Origin of the sequence: Avibacterium gallinarum, assembly GCF_002921135.1 — a bacterium.
GTDB classification, from domain to species: domain Bacteria; phylum Pseudomonadota; class Gammaproteobacteria; order Enterobacterales; family Pasteurellaceae; genus Avibacterium; species Avibacterium gallinarum.
In genome coordinates this window covers 85,775-107,768 of sequence record NZ_PQVJ01000031.1, presented here as the reverse complement: position 1 = coordinate 107,768, position 21,994 = coordinate 85,775, and the positions used below count along the sequence as shown (strand labels likewise).

The following is a 21,994-nucleotide window of genomic DNA, read 5'->3' as shown; positions in this document are numbered from 1 at the left end:
TAATCGCAATCTTCCATAGCTAATAATTAAGCTATTTCCGAAAGCAAATTTAGCGTAAATTTCCACCGCACTTTTAAATATAAGGTTTTATTGTGGCTCAACGTGATTATGCTCGCCGTACAGGCAAACCAAAGAAAAAAGCAAAAAAAGTAAATAAATCGCTGATTTTAGGCATTGCAGCATTAGTGATCGGTGTTTTCGTGGCGGGATTATTCTTGTTAAAAGAAAAATCTAATGAAATTGCACCCGTGTTGGTAACACCAGAGAAAAAAGCGCCAAAAAGCGTCTTACCAACGCCACCCGAAGAAGTGTGGAGTTACATTAAGGCCTTGGAAACCCGCACCGTGCCTGTGGACGATAATCCAAAATCTTTGGAAAAAAATATGCGTCTAACAGAAGAGCAGAAAAAAGTGCTAATCGAAATGGAGAAAGAGCAAAAAGCGGCAGAAGCGGCTCGCTTAAAACAGGTCGAGGAACGCAAGAAAGCAGAAGAACAAGCCGCTAGAGAAACTGCGAAAAAACCAGATCAAGCCAAAGCCAACGTGGTGGAAAGCAAGCCTACGGTGGTAGAAACAAAACCTGTTGTGAAAGTAAAAGAAGAAAGCAAAAAAGCGGAAACGGTGAAAAAAGAAGAAGCGCCGAAGAAAGTGGAAGCTGCAGTCGCAAAAAACACCAATGGAGAGAAAAAATATGGCTTGCAATGTGGCGCATTTAAAAATCGCCAACAAGCAGAAAATATTCAAGCCAAACTTGTGTTAGCTGGGTTTAATGCGCGTGTAAATAGCAGTGCAGATTGGAATCGTGTGGTAATTGGTCCGGTGGGGGATCGCACAACAACGCAAAAGACGCTTGAAAAGGCGAAGTCAATCACCACTTGTGTGTTGATTGGAATGTAAAATTTAAAATACTAAATCTCATCAGCCACCTTTCAAAAGGTGGCTTTTTTTCGCTTATTTTTTGATTTATTTATTGCGTTAAAATAAAAAATCATTAAAATGAACGAACGTTCATTCAGTCCATTCTTTTTACTGTTTGTACTTCTTTTTCTCAATTTTTTTAAGGTTATTTCAATGCGTCAATCTGAAAATGAGATGACCGAGCAAATCTTTTTGGCCACAGAACGGCTGATAGCAGCAGGTGGATTGCACAATTTGTCGATGCACAAAATTGCCAAAGAAGCCAATATTTCTGCGGGAACAATTTATATTTACTTCAAAAGTAAAGAAGAATTACTAAAGGAATTTGCTCGCAGGGTGTTCACCCTTTTTTCTAAGGAATTAGAAAAAAATTACGATGAAAACCAACCGCACTTTGAACAATATCGTCAAATGTGGTGGAACATTTGGCATTATTTACAAGACAATCCAATGATTGTGGTGAATATGAGCCAATATCTATCCTTACCTGATTTCTATCAAATTTGTATGGAACAGGAAAAACAAACCCTATGGTATGCGTTTTGCCAAAAAGCAAATCAAGCCGGAGTATTATGTGATTTACCGCCGAAAATATTATTTTCATTAGGTTTAGAAAGTGCGATTAACTTAGCATACGATCATGCTTTTATAAAAACTGAAGTTGAAAATGATATTTTAGAGGAAGTTATTATAAGAACTTGGCGATCAATGCAAAAATAGTTTAGTTATAGTTATTATGGAGTTTTTTTATGAGTCTTAATACTCAACCCGTTCAGCCTAAAACACAAAAGCGTTCGCACGTTTTTTGGGTGAAGTTGATCCTCATCGTGGCGGCATTAATTTTTATTGCAATGATTGCGGCAAATATCTTTAAAGGAAAAATGATTGGTCAATATTTGGCAAGTATGCCAGAAACTGCCAACCCAGTTACGGCAATGAAAGTAGAAGCGAGAGAATGGACGCCAGTGATTGAAACCACAGGTTTGGTTCGTCCAAATCAAGGGGCAATGCTAAGCGCACAAACCGCAGGTATGGTATCTAAAGTATTGGTGCAATCAGGCCAAACTGTGAAAAAAGGCGATGTGTTAGTGCAGTTAGACAGCTCAGTGGAACAGGCAAATTTATCGGCTTCGCAAGCGCAGCTTTCTTCGGTGAAACAAACCTATCAACGCTATCTCAATCTTTATAAAACCAAAAGTGTGTCGCAACAGGAATTGGATAATGCCAAAGCCAGTTACGATGCCTTAGTTGCGAATATTGATGCGTTAAAAGCCACCATTGAACGCCGCCAAATTGTTGCGCCTTTTGATGGCGTAGCGGGGATTGTGAAAGTCAACGTAGGACAATACGTTACTTTAGGCAGCCCAATTGTCCGCGTGGAAGATCGTAGTCAAATGAAAGTGGATTTCTCCGTAGCACAAAATTCCTTAGAGCAATTACACTTAGATCAAAAAGTTACTGCAACGGCGGACGCCTTGTTAGGGGAAACCTTTGGGGCAAAAATCACCGCAATTGAGCCAGCAATTAATGGTTCAACAGGCTTAATTGATGTGCAAGCGACCTTTGATCAGCCTGAGGGCGAAAAATTATTATCAGGAATGTTCACCCGTTTACGCATTGCTTTGCCAACAGAGCGCAACCAAGTTGTCGTGCCACAAGTGGCGGTGAGCTACAATATGTATGGAGAAATCGCCTACGTTTTAACCGCACTTTCTGATGAAGATAAACAGAAGCTATTAGATAACGATAAATTCCCGCACAAAGATGATATTGATAAAGTCTATCGAGCCAAACAAATCACTGTATTCACCAAAGATCGCCAAGGTATTTATGCCCAATTAAAAGGCGATGATGTGAAAGTGGGTGATTTAATCATCACAGGCGGTCAGCAACGCATCGGTAACGGCAGCTTAGTGTTTGTTACTGATAAAGCAGGCGTGGGAACAAGCGAACCTGTGAAGAAAACCAATCTTTAATTAGGAAATAGCGAATGAAATTTACAGATATATTTATTCGTCGCCCCATTTTAGCGGTTTCGATTAGCTTGCTGATTGTGATTTTAGGTCTGCAAGCCATTTCGAAATTGACGGTGCGTGAATATCCTAAAATGACCACCACGGTAATTAATGTTACCACCACTTACCCCGGGGCAGATGCCAATCTGATCCAAGCGTTTATTACGTCAAAATTAGAAGAAGCAGTGGCGCAGGCGGATAATATTGATTATATGTCCTCTGAAAGCCGTCCAAATGTATCTTCTATTACGGTAAAAATGAAACTGAATACCGATCCAAACGCCGCACTAGCTGATGTATTAGCGAAGGTGAACTCGGTACGTTCTGCTTTACCAAGTGGTATTGATGATCCTGCGATTACGTCTTCCACTGGGGGATCGGGGATTATGTACATCAGTTTCCGTTCTAACAAATTAGATGCAAGCCAAGTTACCGACTATATTGAACGTGTGGTGAAACCGCAGTTCTTTACCGTAGAAGGGGTGGCAAAAGTGTCAATTTTCGGGGCATCACAATATGCAATGCGCATTTGGTTAGATCCACAAAAAATGGCATCACAAAATCTTTCAGCGCCAGAAGTTATGGCGGCGTTATCAGCAAATAACGTGCAAACCGCCGCGGGGAATGATAACGGTTATTTCACGGTGTATAAAAACAAAGTGGAAACTACCACCAAAACCGTAGAGCAGTTACAAAATCTGATCGTGTATTCAAAAGGTGATAATCTCGTGCGTTTGCGTGATATTGCCGATGTGGAATTAAACAAAGAAAGCGATGACAGCCGTGCCGTGGCAAATGGTTCAGATTCTGTGGTGTTAGCCATTGATCCTGCCTCAACGGCAAACCCATTAACGGTGGCAGAAAATATTCGTCCGTTATACGAAAGCATTAAACGCAATTTGCCAGATAGCATTGAAACGGACATTCTTTATGACCGCACGATTGCGATTAACAGCTCCATTGATGAAGTGGTAAAAACCATTTTAGAAGCAACCATTATCGTATTGGTTGTGATCACGTTATTTATCGGTTCATTCCGTGCGATTTTGATCCCAGTTATTACTATTCCGATTTCCTTGATCGGGGTAATAATGATGTTACAAGCCTTTGATTTCTCCATCAACTTGATGACCTTGCTGGCTTTAATTCTGGCTATCGGCTTGGTGGTGGACGATGCCATTGTGGTGCTAGAAAATGTGGATCGCCATATCAAACTGGGTGAAACCCCATTCCGCGCAGCAATCATCGGTACAAGAGAAATTGCAACGCCAGTTATTTCAATGACTATTGCCTTGATTGCAGTATATTCCCCAATGGCATTAATGAGTGGGATTACCGGTTCATTGTTTAAAGAATTCGCCCTCACTCTTGCAGGTGCGGTATTTATTTCAGGGATTGTGGCATTAACCCTTTCGCCAATGATGAGTAGTAAATTACTCAAACCGCATACCGAGCCATCAAAACTTGAGCAACGTATTGAAAATACCTTAGGAAAATTGACCCGCACTTATGAATATGTGCTTGGTATCGTGATGAATAGCCGTAAATTCGTGCTAGCCTTTGCCGTAGTGATTTTTGCCACCTTGCCAATGTTGTTTAATTCTCTTTCTAGTGAATTAACCCCTGCGGAAGATAAAGGTGCATTCCTTGCCTTGGGTACAGCGCCGGCAAATGTCAATGTGGATTATGTACAAGGGGCAATGAAAGGCTATGAAGAGATCTTAAAAAATACTGATGAAGTTGCCTTTTCTATGGTTATTTCGGGCGCGCCAGCCTCTAACCAATCACTTAACGTAGTTACCTTGAAAGATTGGAAAGAGCGTAGCCGAAAACAAAGCGAAGTGTTAGCAGAGCTAAACAAAAAAGCACAAGCGATTCCAGAAATTTCGGTCAGTGGTTTCGCCTTCCCTGAAATTGAAACAGGGGAACAAGGCCCGCCAGTAAGTTTTGTGATTAGCACTGCGAAAGATTACAAAGAGTTGGCTGAAGTGGCAGGCGCTTTCCTTGATAAAATGAAAAACTCTGGACAGTTTGTGTACACGACTTTAGCGTTGAAGTTTGATACTGCGCAAATGAAAATCACCATTGATAAAGAGAAAGCGGGAACTTACGGCATATCAATGCAACAAATTAGCCAGACTTTAGGCAGCTATCTTTCTGCAGCCACCATCACTCGTGTGGACATTGATGGCCGTGCGTATAAAGTGATCTCACAAGTAAAACGCAAAGATCGCCTTGCACCAGAAAGTATGGATAACTACTTCGTGAAAGCAAGCAATGGTGAATCTGTGCCGTTAAGCAGTTTCTTAACCGTAACCCTTGAATCACAACCAAGTTCATTACCGCGCTTTAGCCAGTTAAATTCGGCGATTATCGGCGCTGTGCCGTCACCAACCACCAGTATTGGTGATGTGGTGAAATGGTTACAAGACACCGCAAATCAGGATTTACCACAAGGCTATAACTACGACTTCAAAGGCGAAGCCCGTCAGTTAGTACAAGAAGGAAATGCTTTAGCGGTAACCTTTGCCCTTGCGGTGATTATCATTTTCTTAGTGTTAGCGATTCAATTTGAATCTATCCGCGATCCATTAGTGATTATGATTTCCGTACCGCTTGCGGTGAGTGGGGCATTATTTGCCTTGAATTTATTCAGCTTGCTTGGCGTGGCAGGGGCAACCTTGAACATTTATTCGCAAGTGGGATTAATTACCCTTGTGGGCCTAATCACCAAGCACGGTATCTTAATGTGTGAAGTAGCAAAAGAAGAGCAGCTTTATCACCACAAAAACCGCCGTGAAGCGATTATGGCCGCCGCAACAGTGCGTTTACGTCCAATTTTGATGACCACCGCAGCAATGATCGCAGGTTTAATCCCATTGCTCTACGCCACAGGCGCAGGTGCGGTTTCTCGCTTTAGTATCGGGATTGTGATCGTAGCAGGGCTAGCAATCGGTACGCTATTTACCTTGTTCATCTTGCCAGTTATTTATACTTACATCGCAAGCGAACACAAACCATTGCCAGAGTTTGATGAAAATCAGCCCGCATTAGAAAATAATGCACAGCATTAATTAAGCATTAAAAATCAAAAGCTACCTTCGGGTAGCTTTTTTATTGACAGAACACAAGTGCAAGTGCGGTGAGATTTTATGAAAGATTTATAAAAATCTGAGAAAAAACCACCGCACTTTAAAAATAAAAAATCTGCCTCAATGATTGAGTTAAATTGCCCTTTGCTGTAAACTAACGTCCCGTCTTATTACAATGATTATCAACTTTCATCTCAAACAAATTAGGTTCAATTATGGCTACCAATTATATTTTTGTAACGGGCGGTGTTGTTTCTTCCCTAGGTAAAGGTATTGCTGCGGCATCTCTTGCGGCAATTTTAGAAGCCCGTGGTTTGAATGTAACCATTATGAAGCTGGATCCTTATATTAATGTGGATCCCGGCACAATGAGTCCAACCCAACACGGCGAAGTGTTTGTAACCCAAGACGGTGCAGAAACCGATCTCGATTTAGGACATTATGAGCGTTTTATTCGCACCAAAATGACCAAACGCAACAATTTCACCACCGGTAAAATTTATTCTGAAGTGCTACGCAAAGAACGCCGTGGTGATTATCTTGGTGCGACCATTCAAGTGATCCCACATATTACCAACGAAATTAAAGCCCGTGTGATTGACGGTGCTGCTGGCCACGATGTCGCGATTGTCGAAGTGGGTGGCACAGTGGGGGATATTGAATCCTTACCTTTCTTAGAAGCCTTGCGTCAGCTTGCTGTACAAGTGGGCCGTGAGCGTACGATCTTTATGCACTTAACCCTTGTGCCTTATATTCCAACGGCAGGGGAAGTGAAAACCAAACCAACACAACACTCAGTGAAAGAATTGCTATCTATTGGTATTCAGCCTGATGTGTTAATTTGCCGTTCTGATCGTATGGTTCCACCGAATGAGCGCGCCAAAATCGCCTTGTTCTGTAATGTGCCAGAGCGCGCGGTGATTTCGTTAAAAGACGTGAACTCCATTTATCAAATTCCAGCCTTACTGAAATCGCAAGGCTTAGATGAGTTTATTTGTCAGCGTTTCCATTTAGATTGCCCTGAAGCAGATTTAAGCGAATGGGAACAAGTGCTTTACCAACAAGCCAACCCAACTGGCGAAGTAACCATCGGTATGGTGGGCAAATATACCGAATTACCTGATGCCTATAAATCGGTGAACGAAGCGTTAAAACACGGTGGCTTGAAAAACCGTTTAAACGTGAATATCAAATACATTGATTCCGAAGATGTCGAAACCAAAGGTACCGATGTGCTGAAAGGCTTAGACGGTATTTTAGTCCCAGGTGGCTTTGGCTATCGTGGCGTAGAAGGCAAAATTCGCACCGCGCAATATGCGCGTGAAAATAACATTCCTTACTTAGGTATTTGTTTAGGAATGCAAGTGGCGTTAATTGAATACGCGCGTCATAAAGCGGGATTAACCGAAGCCAACTCTACTGAATTTGATAAAGACTGCAAACAGCCTGTGGTTGGTTTGATTACCGAATGGCAAGATGCAGAAGGAAATATTGAAACTCGTAACGATCAATCTGATCTTGGTGGCACAATGCGTTTAGGTGCGCAACAATGTCATCTCGCAGAAGGTAGCCGTGCGCGTGAACTCTATGGTGCGGAAACCATTGAAGAGCGTCATCGTCATCGTTACGAAGTAAACAATACTCTACTGCCACAAATTGAAAAAGCAGGCTTAAAAGTAACGGGATTATCTGCGGATAAAAAACTGGTGGAAATTATTGAAGTGCCTGAACACCCTTGGTTTGTGGCTTGTCAATTCCACCCTGAATTTACTTCAACCCCACGCGATGGACACCCATTGTTTGAAGGTTTTGTGAAGGCGGCAAAGGAATATCAACAGAAATAATTTTGTTATGCAAAAGATAAATAGCCACAACTATTATATAGCTGTGGCTATTTTTTTATTTATTGAGGCTTTATTTTCTTTTACAACATACCACAATATGATATATTGGCAAAACAAAATGGATCGGGGGAGCTCGGTCGGCGTTATAGCCTTGGTGAGTTTCATCGAGGCTTTTCGCTTTTTAGTATTTATGGAAAATGTTTTAGACCCTTCTGATCAAAGCCTGCTCCAACAGCGTTTCTTCCACCTTCACAGTAAAATTTCACTTTTAATAACTCAAAGGCTTTATTTTGTTGATTAGGTAGTAAGATATGTTGCCCTATCGGTCTTGCGACAAGATCGGCAAGTTGTAACCCTGCTGAGTTGGTACTTTTAGAGATTATCTTTATAGAAAAAGGGAGCTTTTGCTTGAACTTATTTTCACCATCGCAGATGCGCCGAAATTCAATTTCTAATTCTTTATCCTCTTTTTTACCACGGCTTTCTACGGCAACAAATGTTATCTTATCAGCCTGCTCCTTTTCTTGCATAAATTCAAATAAAGTTTCTAGGCAATGAGTGAGAGAAAAATGGTAAGGGTGGATTGTTTTCTGATTGTTTTGTAATCGATGCTTTTCTATGACACAAGCTGCGAGAACAAAGTTATGCTGATCAATAATATCCGATAATTGGTTGAGAAACTGATTTTTTTCTTCTTTAGATTTAAAAATCTTGAAATCACCTAGCTCTTTCCTGATTTCGCGCTCGTGTAAGATCACGAGGTCGTGTCCAAAATAGTCAAATTTAAGTTTTTGAATTGCTGGAACAATTTTTGAACGATAATGTTCTTTATAAAAAATGCAAAAAGCTAAGACGAAAACAGGATAATTCTTATCAATTGAAGTTAAACTATGATCGCCACTCTCATCAACATAGACAATAAAATCACTGAACTCACTTCTTGTCAGAAGCATTTTCTCCCTCCATTTTCTAAAAAGAATGTTACATTTTATGAGCAAATCTTGATATTGCAATGTAATTTTTAGGAAAGACCGATAAAATTTTTTAGAGTGATAGATTAAAATCAAATAAATGTCATTTTTTACAAGACAAAAGACTGAAATAGCTTTACTATAAGCCCGATTTTTCAAGAATTCATTTTGAACTTAAAAGAGGAAAATAAAATGGCGAAAATCGTTAAAATTATTGGTCGTGAAATCATCGACTCTCGCGGTAACCCAACTGTGGAAGCAGAAGTTCACCTTGAAGGTGGTTTTGTAGGTCTTGCAGCTGCGCCATCTGGTGCATCAACAGGTTCTCGCGAAGCGTTAGAATTACGCGATGGCGATAAATCTCGTTTCTTAGGTAAAGGTGTATTAAAAGCGGTTGAAGCGGTAAATGGCCCAATCGCACAAGCTTTAGTGGGTAAAGATGCCACTAACCAAGCTGAAATCGACCAAATTATGATCGACTTAGACGGCACTGAAAACAAATCTAAATTCGGTGCAAACGCAATTTTAGCGGTTTCTCTTGCTAACGCCAAAGCAGCGGCAGCATCTAAAGGTTTGCCACTTTACGCGTGGATCGCAGAACTTAACGGTACTCCAGGCGTTTATTCAATGCCATTGCCAATGATGAACATCATCAACGGTGGTGAACACGCAGATAACAACGTGGATATCCAAGAATTTATGATCCAACCAGTGGGTGCGAAAACATTAAAAGAAGCACTACGCATTGGTGCTGAAGTGTTCCACAACCTTGCTAAAGTATTAAAATCTAAAGGTTTAAGCACAGCAGTAGGCGATGAAGGTGGTTTTGCACCAAACTTAGAATCAAATGCAGCAGCCCTTGCTTGTATCAAAGAAGCGGTAGAAAAAGCAGGCTATGTATTAGGTAAAGATGTTACCCTTGCAATGGACTGTGCATCATCTGAGTTCTACAACAAAGAAAATGGTATGTACGAAATGAAAGGTGAAGGTAAATCATTCACTTCTCAAGAATTCACGCACTACCTTGAAGAGCTTTGCAAAGAATACCCAATCGTTTCTATCGAAGATGGTCAAGATGAATCAGACTGGGAAGGTTTTGCTTACCAAACTAAAGTGTTAGGCGACAAAGTTCAATTAGTGGGCGACGATTTATTCGTAACTAACACCAAAATCTTAAAAGAAGGGATTGAACGCGGTATCGCAAACTCAATCTTAATCAAATTCAATCAAATCGGTTCATTAACTGAAACTTTAGCGGCAATCAAAATGGCGAAAGATGCAGGTTATACTGCAGTAATCTCTCACCGTTCTGGTGAAACTGAAGATGCAACTATCGCAGATTTAGCGGTGGGTACAGCGGCAGGCCAAATCAAAACTGGTTCAATGAGCCGTTCTGACCGTATCGCGAAATACAACCAATTAATCCGTATCGAAGAAGCATTAGGCGACAAAGCGCCATTCTTAGGATTAAAAGCGGTTAAAGGTCAAGCGTAATTTGAATTGAAATTTAACTTAAAAATAGACCGCACTGATTTAAAGTGCGGTTTTTTTATGGGAAAGATCAAAGTATTTTAACTTTTTTGTTTTAATCTATATTGATATAACCAATAAATAAATTCTTCCGTTGTTCTTGTAATATTCAAACGAAGATAGGTCGAAAAATGCAAATTGGCGGAAAATAAATAGCCAGGGGCAAGTAAATAGCCTTCTTTTCTCGCTTCAATCGCCATCTTCTGCGTATCACATTTTGTATCAAGCCAAATAAAAATACCACAGGCATTTTCTTCTGAGTAATCAAAACCGAGTTTTTGAAGAAGTGAGATGATCATTTCTCTTTTTCTTATCAGTTTGAGTTTCATCTTTTCAATATGTTTATGATATTCCGAATGAAGCCAAATATGATACACACTACGTTCGGTTAATTCTGTACTCGTCATATTAGAAAGCATTTTTTGTCTAAGTATTGGTTCAAGAAATTGTTTGGGAGGACATAAAAAGCCAACTCGCCAATTTGCACCTAAAACTTTTGATACTCCCGTAATATAAAAAACACGCTCTAATCCATCAAGTGTTGCATACCTTAATATGTGTTGATTATTTGCTAATTCGCCATAGACATCATCTTCTAATAAATAACAATCATAAGAGTTTAACAGATTTAATGTTTTATAAATCATTGAGGGAGAGACATTAAAAGAGGTAGGATTATTTAAGACGCTATTTGTGATATAAATTTTGGGACGATATTGTACTAATATTTCTTCTAATTTTATTAAATCAGCTCCGTCTTTATTTCTTGGAATACTGAGTACCTTTAAACCCAATTGATGTAGGCAACCTAATAGCCAGAACCAACTGGGATCATCAACGACAACATAATCACCTGCATTTGTAATACATTTCAGCACGGTTTGAATAGCAGAAGAAACGCCTGGCATTGTAATGACGAAATCTTTTGTGGTCTTTATGCCTATATCATCAAGTTTTTTAATAAATAATTCTCTTAATAAAGGATAACCCTGTATATGTCCGTAAGAATAAATAAATTCGTTAGCGGATTTTGTTGCTTTTCTAATCGCATTTCTGATTGTATCCTCATCTATTAACCAATCATTAGGTAATAATCCACTTCCTGAAGTTTTATCGTTGGGTAGTTCATCAAATAAATGGCTCATCAGCCAGCCTGTATCTAATACATTCTTAATTAATGCAGAAGAAATATCAAGATTTTCATTGTGATTTTCTCTTTCACAAACAAAATAGCCCGATCCTGATGAAGCGTTTAAATATCCCATTGAAACAAGACGATCATAACCTTGTGAAATCGTAAAAGTCGAACAGCTAAGTTTACTCGCTAAACTACGTATTGATGGTACTTTATGATTAGGCAAATAAATCTTCCGTTCGATTTTATCCACAACCCAATCATAAACTTGTTGCACTTTGGTATTCTCTTTCATTATTAACCCCAAACTGTATTGGTGTGCTGACATAACAGTTATTGAATAATTCGCTAAACTGTATAGGTATTCTATGTGTTTTATCTTTTATAGTAAATACATAGTAAACATACATTTTATCAAAAGGCATAAACTATGCATAAACTAAATTGTTATATGGAAGATACTCCCTTAATTAAAATAAAGAATATCTTCGGTGAGAACTATGCAAATGTATATGTAAAACTAGAAGAATTTAATCCGGCAGGAAGTATAAAATCTAGGGTTGCTAATCAGATGATATAGATGCGTTTTCTTTAAAAGATCCTGCTTCAAAAAATAATCCTAGAAATATTTTATATGGATATACATCATTTAATGCAGTTTTTTATTATAGAATATCTAATTATTTGCTTAATATGAATATTAATAATTTAGATTTTATAAAAAATAAGTATCAATATGCACTTATTTTATCTTCTAAAGGTAAATTACTATCAGGAGCAGAAATTAACCCTTATGCCAAAATTGGGAAAAGATTTATTTTGGATCACGGGATTGGCACGGTTATTGGCGAAACAGCAGAAATTGGTGATGATTGCTATATGCTTGGTGGAGTTATTTTAGGTGCAAAGGGAATTTCTAATAACCCAGAAGGAATTAGACATCCAAGGATAGGAAATAATGTTCAGATAGGATCATTTTCTAAGTTATTCGGGGCAATAACGATAGGAAATAATGTTTTTATTGGTTCGGGTTGTGTAATAACTGAGAATATACCAGATAATTATATGGTATATGTTAAAACTGAAAATCAATTAATAAAAGGAAACTCATAATGCGTTATATTTTATATATCATGTTTTCAATATCTTGTTTAGCACTAGGCGGTATTTTTGTAAAGTTAAGTGTGCTTCCTCCAATAACAACAGGAATGTATCGAGTGTTATTTTCTCTGCCAATATTCTTTTTATTAAATAAGTTTTCAAATAGTGAAAATAAAATGAATAGAAAAGAAATTGTAATTTCGATTCTGGCAGGGGCTTTTTTAGCATTAGATTTAATTTTATGGAATATTTCTTTTCATTATACCACCGTGGCAAATGCGAATTTATTAGCAAATTTGGTTCCCTTTACAGTAGTGCCTATTTCCTATTTTGTTTATAAAGAAAAAATAAATCTGAATTTTATTATTGGTGCGGCTATAATTATTTTAGGTGTTTTGTTTCTTTTATATGGAAAAGTTTCACCAAGTATAAATAATTTTAAAGGGGATTTTTTGGCAGGATTAACTTCCGTATTCTATGGTTTATTTATTGTTTCAATTTATAAATTAAGAAATCTATTTTCAACAATTCAAATTATGACTTATGCAAGTATAGGCTGTTTATTTGTATTGCTACCTGTTTCTTTAGTTGTAGAAGGATTTTTTATTCCAGTGAGTTTCCAACAACTTTATCCATTATTAGGGCTAGCATTATTATCCCAAATTTTAGGACAAGGGGGATTAAGTTATTGTTTAGGCAAAGTAAAAGCGAGTTATGCATCTTTATTGGTATTAACGCAACCATTAATTTCTGCTTTATACGCGTATATTATTTTTAATGAGGCATTATCTCAATTAGAAGTAATGAGTATGTTTGTTGTTTTATTTGGTTTATATATTGCAAATAAAAAGTCAGTTTAAATAAACTACGTATCTTCAATACAATAGCCTATGCTAGTATAGGCTATTATGCCATTTCCAATCAGCTTCAGATTTTCTTATAATAGGCGCTATGAGCTCTCTCCTTTTTACATTAATGAAAAAAATAGCGATAATTTCCACCGCACTTTTATTATTAAGCGGTTGTGGCACGGTGGTAAAATTAGTTGATCCTACCGAACCTTATGAAAGTTATGCTGGCACGAAATACGATTGGGAAATGACCCAAAAGTGGGGGCTGCCAATTTTAGATTTGCCGTTATCTTTTTTATTAGACACCGCATTATTGCCCTATGCGTGGGCGGAAGAATCAAAATGAAATTAAACGCACAGCAACAACAAGCCGTTCATTATGTGTCTGGGCCTTGCTTGGTTTTGGCGGGCGCAGGCTCTGGCAAAACTCGGGTGATCATTAATAAAATTGCCCATTTGATCGCAAATTGTGGTTATTCCGCCAAGCATATTGCAGCGGTAACCTTTACCAATAAAGCCGCACGCGAAATGAAAGAGCGGGTGGCACATTCCATCGGTAAAGATCAAAGCCGCGGCTTGACGATCTCCACTTTTCATACCCTTGGTTTCGATATTGTAAAGCGCGAACACAAGCATTTAGGGCTAAAATCGGCTATTACGTTGTTTGATGATTCCGATCAAATGGCGTTATTGAAAGAATTGACTAAGGATTTGTTACAAGAAGATAAAGATCTGCTGAAAGCCTTGATGACACGGATTTCGCGTTGGAAAAATGATCTTATTTTGCCTGCGCAAGCCCTTGCCACCGCACGAGATCCGCAAGAGCAGACCTTTGCGCAATGCTATCAGCGTTATGCCACGCAGTTGCGCGCTTATAATGCCCTAGATTTTGATGATTTAATTATGCAGCCAACCTTGTTGTTACGCGCAAATGCAGAAGTGCGGTCAAAATGGCAGGCAAAAATTCGCTATTTGCTGGTGGACGAATATCAAGACACCAACACCAGTCAATATGAATTAATCAAATTGTTGGTGGGCGAAGCGGCACGATTTACCGTGGTGGGTGATGATGATCAGTCTATCTATTCTTGGCGTGGGGCAAAACCGCAAAATATGGCGCGCCTGAAAAATGATTTTCCGCAACTAGAAGTGATTAAACTTGAGCAGAATTACCGTTCCACAGGACGCATTTTGCATTGCGCCAATATTTTGATTGCCAATAACGATCACGTTTTTGACAAAAAATTATTTTCCACCTTAGGCGAAGGGGAAAAATTGCAGGTGATCGAAGCAAAAAATGAAGAACACGAAGCCGAGCGCGTGGTGGGTGAACTCATCGCCCATCGCTTTATGCGTAAAACCAAATACCGTGATTACGCCATTTTGTATCGTGGCAACCACCAATCGCGCTTATTTGAAAAAGTGCTAATGCAAAACCGTATTCCTTATAAAATTTCGGGCGGCACGTCTTTTTTCTCAAGGGCAGAAATTAAAGATATGATGGCGTATCTGCGCGTGTTAGTGAACCAAGACGACGATGCCGCGCTGTTACGCATTATCAATACGCCAAAGCGCGAAATCGGCACGGCAACCCTTGAAAAGCTCGGTTCGTTGGCATCGGAAAAACATATTAGTTTATTTGAAGCTATTTTTGATTTTGAGTTAATTCAACGTGTTACCCCAAAAGCCTATAACGCTTTACAGCATTTTGCTCGCTGGATTGTGGAACTCAACGATGAAATTTTGCGCGCTGAGCCAGAAGATGCAATTCGCCGAATGTTGAGCCAATTGCATTATGAAGAATATCTTTACGAAACCGCTACTTCACCAAGAATGGCGGAAGTGCAAAGTAAAAATGTGGCAACCTTATTCCAATGGGTGGCAGAAATGCTCAAAGGCGATGAATTTAATGAGCCAATGACGCTCAACCAAGTAGTCGCGCGCTTAACTTTGCGTGATATGCTAGAACGTGGTGAAGAAGATGATGAAAGCGATCAGGTGCAACTGATGACGCTGCACGCGTCAAAAGGGTTGGAATTTCCCCACGTTTTCTTAGTGGGAATGGAAGAAAATATCCTGCCACATCAAACTAGCATTGATGAAGATAATGTGGAGGAAGAGCGCCGTTTAGCCTATGTCGGCATTACACGCGCGCAACAAACGCTGACCTTTTCCTTATGCAAAGAGCGGCGACAATTTGGCGAAATTTTTAAACCAACACCAAGTCGCTTTTTAGAGGAATTACCGCCAGATGATGTGCAATGGGAAAAAGACAAACCTGCAATGACCGCAGAAGAAAAGCAAACCCAAACAAAGAAAAATCTTGCTAATTTACGAGCGATTTTGAAAGGCTAGTTGATATTTATTCTTTGTTGTAGATAAATCATTCAAACAAACGATTATTTTCAAAAAATCGTTTGACTTATGTGAGGGCAATCCGTATTATACCGCCCACAAACCGATTGCGGTGAGATGGCCGAGAGGCTGAAGGCGCACCCCTGCTAAGGGTGTATAGGGGAAACTCTATCGAGGGTTCGAATCCCTCTCTCACCGCCATTTACTCAGGGCACCCGTAGCTCAGCTGGATAGAGTACTCGGCTACGAACCGAGCGGTCAGAGGTTCGAATCCTCTCGGGTGCGCCATTTTGTTGAACTCTACAACAAAATTAAAATGATTAAATGATTGGTAAGTAACATTCAAATACGCACCCGTAGCTCAGCTGGATAGAGTACTCGGCTACGAACCGAGCGGTCAAAGGTTCGAATCCTTTCGGGTGCGCCATCCTACTTTAATTCCTTTTATATTTTTTCAATCTTATTTCAAACAATTCTATTACTTTTGTTTATTTTCTATTGTTTTTTAATCTAGAATCTGTGGCTGACTTAATGATAGAGCATAAATATTGGCAATAAAATGGGTTTGTTCGCTTTCTGGAATAGGGATTGGCAGCAAGGATACTAATTCTGAATAGCGCTGAAAAACTTGCGGAAAAACCACCGCACTTTGCATTTCAGCCAAAATTTCTTGGGCTAAAGGGTGGGCGGCATAACCGCGTTTAATTCGCCCTAACGCCATTGCAAAATGATTAAACAGCATAAAGACTTGCGGGCTTTCCACATCAGCGTGCCACTGTGTGTGCAAATGATCTCGGATATGCAACATCCATTGCACGATTTCTTCATCGATCAATTTTCGTTGTAATAAAAACGTTAATTGTTGTTGCAGCCTCATTGCCACCTCGACATCATTTTCAGGTTAGAAAGTGCGGTGATTTTTTGCGATAAATTTTATTTACGCTTAACTTTACCGAAATCTCATTAAATAAAACAGTGCAGGGATCACAAATTTGTAGCAAAATACACAAAATTTTAAAAAAGGTAGTAATGAATGACGGATTTAGAGTTTTTTGCCGATTATGACGGCTTAATTTTTGATATGGACGGCACGGTGATTGACACAATGCCAAGCCATAAAAAAGCGTGGGATAAAGTGGGCGAAACCTTAGGTTATCCTCTTGATGGCAACATTATTTATAAATTGGGTGGTGCGCCCGTGAAAGTTGTTGCCCAAGAGATGATGAAAAAAGCCGCAATGCCAATGGAATTGTTTGATGAAGTGATCCAGCTAAAACGCCAATATGGAATTGAATTGATTATGCAGCATTCCACTTTGTTGCCAGCAGCGCAGGTGGTGAAGAAATTTGCTGGACAAAAACCTTTGGCGCTGGGAACAGGCTCGCACCGCAATGTGACCAATTTATTACTCGATAAATTTGATTTACATGCTTATTTTGATGCCGTGGTAACCGCAGAAGATGTGGCAAAACACAAGCCAGAACCCGATACATTTTTGCGTTGCGCAGAATTAATCAAGGTGAATCCACAACGTTGCGTGGTGTTTGAAGATGCGGATCTTGGCGTGCAAGCAGGGCTTGCAGCAGGTATGGACGTGTTTGATGTGCGTATCAATCAATTGATTAAGGGAGATTAAATGTTATCGAATAAGCAAAAAATGCTCGCGGGGCTGGCACATAAACCGAATGATCCCGAATTAGCGCAACTTCGCATTGAAAATAAAAAGCGCCTTTTTCAATACAATACGCAAATTTGCCCTTCTGAAACAGAAAAAAGAGCGGTGCTAATTCAGCAAATTTTAGGCAAATGCAAAAATGAGCCCATATTAACGCGCCGTTTTTTTGCGATTACGGCTGTTTTATTGAAGTGGGCGAAAACTTTTTTGCCAACTATAACTGCACAATGTTGGATAACGGTGGCATCACCATCGGGGATAATGTTATGCTCGCGCCGAATGTGAGCCTTTATACCGTAGGCCACCCCCTTGATGCGGAATTACGCAGCCAAGATTGGGAACAAGCGCTGCCGATCACCATTGGCAATAATGTATGGATTGGGGGAAATGCTATTATCTTAGGTGGCGTAACCATTGGCGACAACGTGGTGATTGGTGCAGGTGCAGTGGTGAGCAAAGATATTCCTGCTAATAGCCTTGTGGTGGGCAATCCAGCCAAAGTGCTTCGCCAAATTACCGAGCAAGATAGGCTTAATTACATCAACAAATATATGGCAGACTATGCTTGATTGGCTGACCGATGGGCTATTGGGATCGCAAAATAGCCTATGGATAATGTTTAGCAGCGCCTTTCTTAGCGCCACGTTATTGCCCGGCAATTCGGAAATTATTTTCCTTTTTCTCACAGCACCTTTTATTGGTGCAATGTTTTCTCACGATGTATTAAGCCTGATTGCAGTCGCTACCGCAGGTAACACCCTTGGTAGTATGACCACCTATGTTATTGGGCGTTGGTTTCCCAAATTAGAACAAAAAAATCTACAACGCAGCTGGGCATTGAACAACATTCAGCGCTATGGCATTTGGACATTATTATTAAGCTGGCTGCCTATTGTGGGCGATGCCTTTTGCGCTCTGGCAGGCTGGTTGCGCTTTAACTGGTTGAAATCATTATTGTTAATGATGGTTGGGAAATTGTTTCGTTATATGTTGTTATTATTAATTAGCCAAATTTAAGTAAAAAAATGCCACCTCGAAAGGTGGCTAATAACCTAAGGAACCAATTTTTATTTAACAACTGTGAGTTGCTATTTATTATGAGCGGCTATACTAACATAAATTTAAGAAAATTTACAAAAAATTACAAAAAAACAATTCAGGTTGCTCGCTTTTTGCACTTTACTTATACTAGGTTGGTGTATAGCAAGAAGTTTAGCTGATCAAGGAAAGAAAAAGCCACCCATAAAGAGTGGCAAAAATAACTTAAGGAATCAAATTTATTAAAACAACTGCAAGTTGCTATACTGTCAGACCGAATAATAACAGAAAAGTTCACGATAAGTTGAATTTTTTTTACAAAAATTTACATTTTATTCAGGAAAAGGAAAAAAATTATGCCATTACTCGATAGCTTTAAAGTGGATCACACCAAAATGAACGCCCCCGCAGTGCGTGTTGCCAAAACAATGCGTACCCCAAAAGGCGATGATATTACGATTTTCGATTTGCGTTTTTGTATCCCAAACAAAGAAATTCTGCCACCAAAGGGCATTCACACCTTGGAACACCTTTTCGCTGGCTTTATGCGCGATCACTTAAACAGCGAAAATGTAGAAATTATTGATATTTCACCAATGGGTTGCCGCACTGGATTTTATATGTCTCTCATCGGCACACCAAACGAACAACAAGTGGCACAGGCGTGGCTCGCCTCAATGAAAGATATTTTACAAGTGCAAGATCAAAAAGAGATTCCAGAATTAAACGAATATCAATGCGGTACTTACACCGAACATTCCCTGCCCGAAGCCCATCAAATCGCGCAACACATTCTTGAACGCGGCGTAGGCGTAAACAAAAATGAAGATTTGCTACTCGATGAAAGTTTGTTAGCACAGTAAATTCTCACTGATAGAAGGAAAACACAATGACAACATTAGGTACTGCACTGACACCAAAAGCCACCAAAGTGATGATGTTAGGTTCTGGTGAGCTGGGTAAAGAAGTGGTAATTGAATTGCAACGCTTAGGTGTGGAAGTGATTGCGGTGGATCGTTATGAAAATGCGCCAGCGCAGCAAGTGGCACACCGTGCTTATACCATTTCAATGCTTGATGGCGAGGCATTGAAAGCCTTGGTTGAAAAAGAACAACCTGATTATATCGTGCCAGAAGTGGAAGCGATTGCCACAGAAACCTTGGTGGAATTAGAACAAGCGGGCTTTAATGTTGTGCCTACGGCGAAAGCCACACGCTTAACAATGAACCGCGAAGGCATTCGCCGTTTGGCAGCGGAAGAGTTAGGGCTGCCGACTTCGCCTTATCAATTTGTGGATAACTTTGCAGATTTTCAAAGTGCGGTGGAAAAAATTGGCATTCCTTGTGTGGTGAAGCCGATTATGTCTTCTTCAGGACACGGGCAAAGTATCGTGAAATCGTTTGATCAGCTACAAGCCGCGTGGGATTATGCCCAACAAGGTGGACGCGCGGGAGCTGGGCGTGTGATTGTGGAAGGTTTTGTCAAATTTGATTATGAAATCACCTTGCTTACTGTTCGCCATATTGGGGGCACTTCGTTCCTTGCACCGATTGGTCATCGTCAAGAAAACGGCGATTATCGTGAATCTTGGCAGCCACAAGCAATGTCAGCGGCGGCATTAGCCAAAGCGCAGCAAATTGCGGAAAAAATTACCACCGCACTTGGCGGACGTGGGATTTTTGGCGTGGAAATGTTTGTGGCGGGGGACGATGTGATTTTTAATGAAGTTTCACCGCGTCCGCACGATACAGGAATGGTTACCCTTATCTCGCAAGAGCTGTCTGAGTTTGCCTTGCACGCCCGTGCGATTTTGGGTTTGCCCATTCCGCAAATTAATCTCATTAGCCCAGCGGCCTCTAAAGCTATTGTGGTGGAAGGCCATTCCAACCAAGTACAATTTGCAGGTTTAGAAAAGGTGTTGGCTGAACCCAATACGGATATTCGTTTATTTGGTAAGGGGGAAGTACAAGGTCATCGCCGAATGGGTGTGGTGCTCGCTCGCGATGAAAGTGTGGAAAAAGCCTTGCAAAAAGTGCAACGCGCTTACAACGAACTAGACATTATTTTATAACGAGTAGGCGAACAGGGTTCGCCTTTCTTACCTATTTAAGAATCAGTGCGGTGGAATATGAGCATAGATTTTAGAACGCTAATGGCAGAATTGCCCCCAGAGCAACAAGAAAAGGTAAAAGCAATGGCAGAAAAAATGCGTAAACAATTAACGCCTATGCAACCCGAAATCCCACCATTGTCACATAGCCTAAAATAGCGTAAAAAATCACCGCACTTAGGATAAGCAAGGCTTTGCCTTGTTGGGCATTGCGTTGATGAATGAGGTAAAGTATTCTTGCACTAATGCCTAAAATAAAAGGATAAACCCAGAAAAAAATCGACATCAAGGTGGTTTGCAAATCACTTAAACTGGGGTTTTTTAGTAAATTTGGCGAGATAAGTAGCGCCAAGGGCCAAAGCAAAATAGGCAGGCAAAAAATAGCGAGCGCCCAAGCGAAAGGGCTAAAGCCAGTGGGCATTTTTTGTTTGTTCATATCAATCATTTATTCAATTTTTCAGGAGAAAGGAATATAACAAATGAAGCGTCTATTTGGTAGTGAAATCAGTAATTTTGCTTTTTACTTTCGTGATTATATTGCACAGAAATATCAAGTTCCGCTTGAAGTAAGAGAGGAGCAAACAAAATATGGCATTATGCTTGCGGTGTATGTGGCAGAAGATTGTCCATTATTAAACCAAATAGAGCAAGAACGCGATGAGTTTCTGCGCCGTCCTTTTGATGCGATGTATCAACAAGCCAGCTGGGAAACAGGCAAAATTGAACAAGTTGATGAAAATAAAGTGCGGTGGAAATTTCCTCATTTTTCCCAGTGGAAACAACAAAAATTCACCGTTTTTTTAACCGCACTTTGCCTGATTATTTACCTTTTTCAGCTACTTGGTTTTAACCAAGACATTTTGCTAGCTACCCATTATCCAGAGAGCTATGCGGAGCAATCCGAGCTCTGGCGCTATTTCACGCATAGCCTTGTCCACCTTTCCCCTTGGCATATTACCTTTAATTTAGTGTGGTGGTGGATTTTCGCTGGGAAAATTGAACAGAAATTTGGCACAGTAACGCTGGTGTTGCTGTATCTGCTTTCTGCGTTTATCAGTGGTTTTGCGCAAAATATGGCATCAGGGCCAGCATTTTTTGGCTTATCTGGCGTGGTGTATGCGGTGCTAGGCTATGTTCTGGTATTGGATAAATTTAGTCGTCAGCACCCCTTTCATTTACCGCAAGGCTTTTTTACAATGCTTGTTGTTGGTATCGCCTTTGGTTTTGTTAGCCCCTTGATTGGCGTTTCTATGGGAAACACTGCGCACATCACGGGCTTATTAACGGGCGTTGTATTAGCTGGGGTAAAAATCTTGTTTGCCAAGCCACAAAAAACAATTTAAAAATAAACACAACATCA

19 protein-coding genes, 3 tRNA genes and 1 pseudogene are annotated in these 21,994 nt (G+C 40.0%); 19 read left to right on the top strand and 4 right to left on the bottom strand.

Going from position 1 to position 21,994, the window contains the following annotated elements:
- Positions 1-92 precede the first annotated feature (92 nt).
- The 5 genes from ftsN (at position 93) to pyrG (ending at position 7,868) form a co-directional block, all read left to right on the top strand.
- Positions 93-896, top strand: coding sequence for a cell division protein FtsN (ftsN, locus tag C3007_RS09745; protein ID WP_103854260.1), 804 nt, complete (start codon positions 93-95; stop codon positions 894-896).
- 174 nt (positions 897-1,070) lie between these two features.
- Positions 1,071-1,637, top strand: a complete 567-nt coding sequence (locus C3007_RS09740) for a TetR/AcrR family transcriptional regulator (RefSeq protein ID WP_103854259.1) — start codon at positions 1,071-1,073, stop codon at positions 1,635-1,637.
- Positions 1,638-1,666: 29 nt separating this feature from the next.
- Positions 1,667-2,893 carry a multidrug efflux RND transporter periplasmic adaptor subunit AcrA gene (gene acrA, locus C3007_RS09735; RefSeq protein WP_103854258.1) on the top strand — a complete coding sequence of 409 codons (1,227 nt, stop codon included), beginning with the start codon at positions 1,667-1,669 and terminating at the stop codon, positions 2,891-2,893.
- A 14-nt stretch (positions 2,894-2,907) separates the two neighbouring features.
- The gene (gene acrB, locus C3007_RS09730) at positions 2,908-6,006 is read left to right on the top strand and encodes a multidrug efflux RND transporter permease subunit AcrB (RefSeq protein ID WP_103854257.1); all 3,099 of its coding nucleotides are present in this window, start codon (positions 2,908-2,910) and stop codon (positions 6,004-6,006) included.
- Positions 6,007-6,239: 233 nt separating this feature from the next.
- Entirely contained in the window at positions 6,240-7,868 is a 1,629-nt protein-coding gene (gene pyrG / locus C3007_RS09725; RefSeq protein WP_103854256.1) for a glutamine hydrolyzing CTP synthase, read from the top strand.
- A gap of 188 nt (positions 7,869-8,056) precedes the next feature.
- Here pyrG and C3007_RS09720 read toward each other — a convergent pair whose 3' ends face one another.
- A complete protein-coding gene (locus tag C3007_RS09720; protein ID WP_103854255.1) occupies positions 8,057-8,821 on the bottom strand; it encodes a DUF3800 domain-containing protein in 765 nt (254 codons plus the stop codon).
- A 210-nt stretch (positions 8,822-9,031) separates the two neighbouring features.
- Between C3007_RS09720 and eno the strand changes: the two genes are divergently transcribed.
- Positions 9,032-10,333 carry a phosphopyruvate hydratase gene (gene eno, locus C3007_RS09715; protein ID WP_103854254.1) on the top strand — a complete coding sequence of 434 codons (1,302 nt, stop codon included), beginning with the start codon at positions 9,032-9,034 and terminating at the stop codon, positions 10,331-10,333.
- Positions 10,334-10,410: 77 nt separating this feature from the next.
- Here the strand turns inward: eno and C3007_RS09710 are convergent, their stop codons facing one another.
- On the bottom strand, positions 10,411-11,799 hold the full coding sequence (locus tag C3007_RS09710) for an aminotransferase-like domain-containing protein (protein ID WP_103854253.1): 1,389 nt from the start codon (positions 11,797-11,799) through the stop codon (positions 10,411-10,413).
- 398 nt (positions 11,800-12,197) lie between these two features.
- Between C3007_RS09710 and C3007_RS09700 the strand changes: the two genes are divergently transcribed.
- The 7 genes from C3007_RS09700 (at position 12,198) to C3007_RS09670 (ending at position 16,238) form a co-directional block, all read left to right on the top strand.
- Entirely contained in the window at positions 12,198-12,617 is a 420-nt protein-coding gene (locus tag C3007_RS09700) for a serine O-acetyltransferase (RefSeq protein ID WP_243397690.1), read from the top strand.
- Positions 12,617-13,465 carry a DMT family transporter gene (locus C3007_RS09695; protein WP_103854251.1) on the top strand — a complete coding sequence of 283 codons (849 nt, stop codon included), beginning with the start codon at positions 12,617-12,619 and terminating at the stop codon, positions 13,463-13,465. Before C3007_RS09700 ends, C3007_RS09695 begins: the two co-directional genes overlap by 1 nt.
- Positions 13,466-13,580: 115 nt before the next feature.
- Complete coding sequence (locus C3007_RS09690) at positions 13,581-13,802, top strand: YceK/YidQ family lipoprotein (RefSeq protein WP_103854250.1); 222 nt, start codon at positions 13,581-13,583, stop codon at positions 13,800-13,802.
- Entirely contained in the window at positions 13,799-15,811 is a 2,013-nt protein-coding gene (gene rep / locus C3007_RS09685; protein WP_103854249.1) for a DNA helicase Rep, read from the top strand. Before C3007_RS09690 ends, rep begins: the two co-directional genes overlap by 4 nt.
- Positions 15,812-15,922: 111 nt before the next feature.
- A tRNA-Ser gene (locus C3007_RS09680) sits at positions 15,923-16,012 on the top strand.
- Positions 16,013-16,022: 10 nt separating this feature from the next.
- Positions 16,023-16,099, top strand: a tRNA-Arg gene (locus tag C3007_RS09675).
- Between the two features lie 62 nt (positions 16,100-16,161).
- Positions 16,162-16,238 (top strand) — tRNA-Arg (locus C3007_RS09670).
- Between the two features lie 78 nt (positions 16,239-16,316).
- Here C3007_RS09670 and C3007_RS09665 read toward each other — a convergent pair.
- On the bottom strand, positions 16,317-16,688 hold the full coding sequence (locus tag C3007_RS09665; protein ID WP_103854248.1) for a hypothetical protein: 372 nt from the start codon (positions 16,686-16,688) through the stop codon (positions 16,317-16,319).
- A gap of 156 nt (positions 16,689-16,844) precedes the next feature.
- Here C3007_RS09665 and C3007_RS09660 point away from each other — a divergent pair, with 156 nt between their 5' ends.
- The 5 genes and pseudogenes from C3007_RS09660 to purT all read left to right on the top strand — a co-directional run bounded on the left by C3007_RS09660 (position 16,845) and on the right by purT (position 20,595).
- A complete protein-coding gene (locus C3007_RS09660) occupies positions 16,845-17,447 on the top strand; it encodes a beta-phosphoglucomutase family hydrolase (RefSeq protein ID WP_103854247.1) in 603 nt (200 codons plus the stop codon).
- Positions 17,448-18,055 (top strand): annotated as a pseudogene (locus C3007_RS09650) (sugar O-acetyltransferase).
- Positions 18,048-18,503, top strand: a complete 456-nt coding sequence (locus C3007_RS09645; protein WP_103854244.1) for a YqaA family protein — start codon at positions 18,048-18,050, stop codon at positions 18,501-18,503. The pseudogene C3007_RS09650 and the gene C3007_RS09645 overlap by 8 nt, the downstream one beginning before the upstream one ends.
- Positions 18,504-18,880: 377 nt before the next feature.
- Positions 18,881-19,387 (top strand): S-ribosylhomocysteine lyase, encoded by a 507-nt coding sequence (gene luxS / locus C3007_RS09640; RefSeq protein ID WP_103854243.1) that lies wholly within the window; start codon positions 18,881-18,883, stop codon positions 19,385-19,387.
- 26 nt (positions 19,388-19,413) lie between these two features.
- A complete protein-coding gene (gene purT / locus C3007_RS09635; protein WP_103854242.1) occupies positions 19,414-20,595 on the top strand; it encodes a formate-dependent phosphoribosylglycinamide formyltransferase in 1,182 nt (393 codons plus the stop codon).
- A gap of 154 nt (positions 20,596-20,749) precedes the next feature.
- Here purT and C3007_RS09630 read toward each other — a convergent pair whose 3' ends face one another.
- Entirely contained in the window at positions 20,750-21,070 is a 321-nt protein-coding gene (locus C3007_RS09630) for a DUF5389 domain-containing protein (RefSeq protein ID WP_103854271.1), read from the bottom strand.
- A gap of 43 nt (positions 21,071-21,113) precedes the next feature.
- On the opposite strand from C3007_RS09630, the gene C3007_RS09625 reads away from it, so the two are divergent.
- Positions 21,114-21,977 carry a rhomboid family intramembrane serine protease gene (locus C3007_RS09625; RefSeq protein WP_103854241.1) on the top strand — a complete coding sequence of 288 codons (864 nt, stop codon included), beginning with the start codon at positions 21,114-21,116 and terminating at the stop codon, positions 21,975-21,977.
- The last annotated feature ends 17 nt before the right edge of the window (positions 21,978-21,994 follow it).